Raw genomic sequence first — 1,006 nt, 5'->3', positions numbered from 1 at the left:
CGATCCTGAGGTCGGCGTCGGCTTTTTTCGCGGCGGAGCTCGACCGTCCACAGCGTTGATCGTGGAGTACATAGACCAGCACAAGCATGAGTTCGGCGTCGAGCCGATCTGTCGGACGCTGACCGCAGCGGGCACGCAGATCGCGCCGAGCACGTACTACGCGTTCAAGACCCGCCCACCCTCGAGACGGGCAGTGCGCGACGAGGAACTGCTGGTCCAGATCCACCGCGTCCATGCGGCGAACTTCGGCGTCTACGGGGCGAAGAAGGTCCATGCCCAGTTGCTGCGGGAGGGCATCTCGGTGGCGCGTTGCACGGTCGAGCGGCTCATGCGCGTCGCGGGGTTGCGAGGGATCAGCCGGGCCAAGGGCCCACGCACCACGATCTCCGGTCGCGGCCCCGACAATCGACCTGACCTGGTCGAACGTGACTTCACGGCGACTGCTCCGAACCAGTTGTGGGTCGCGGATATCACCTACTGCCGCACCTTCGCCGGCTGGGTGTATGCCGCGTTCGTCATCGACGTGTTCTCCCGCCGCGTGGTCGGCTGGCAGCTGTCGAAGTCGCTACGAACCGACCTTGCGCTGGACGCGCTCGAGATGGGCATCTGGACCCGCGATCACGCAGGCCAGGCCGTCACCGGGCTCACGCATCACAGCGATAAGGGCGTTCAATACGTCGCCATCCGCTACACCGAGCGTCTTGCTGAGGCCGGCGCGGTCGCCTCGGTCGGCTCCACCGGCGACTCGTATGACAACGCCCTGGCCGAGGCCTTCAACTCGCTGTTCAAGGCAGAACTGGTCCGTAACCTCGGGCCCTGGAAGAACATCGACGACCTCGAGATCGCGACCGCGGAATACATCGACTGGTTCAATCACCGGCGTCTGCACGGCGAGATCGGCATGATTCCGCCCGTCGAGCTCGAGGACGTCTACCATCACAACAACCCCGCACCGGCACCCGCCGACGCGGCACTTGCGAGCCTCTAACAAACCCGGGGCGATTCA

At 65.2% G+C, this 1,006-nt stretch carries 1 protein-coding gene and 1 other annotated feature; the gene reads left to right on the top strand.

Going from position 1 to position 1,006, the window contains the following annotated elements; genetic code table 11:
* Positions 1-988, top strand: a 988-nt coding sequence (locus FSY66_RS12405; protein WP_144795395.1) for an IS3 family transposase, incomplete at its 5' end; no start/stop codon positions are given.
* Positions 20-148 (top strand) — a sequence feature (AL1L pseudoknot). (Overlaps the previous gene by 129 nt.)
* Positions 989-1,006 lie beyond the last annotated feature (18 nt).

Source organism: Kocuria palustris, assembly GCF_007666205.1.
In the GTDB taxonomy this organism is placed as follows: Bacteria; Actinomycetota; Actinomycetes; order Actinomycetales; family Micrococcaceae; genus Kocuria; species Kocuria palustris_A.
The sequence above is the reverse complement of the archived record's forward strand: the minus strand, read 5'-3'. Positions and strand labels throughout refer to the sequence as shown.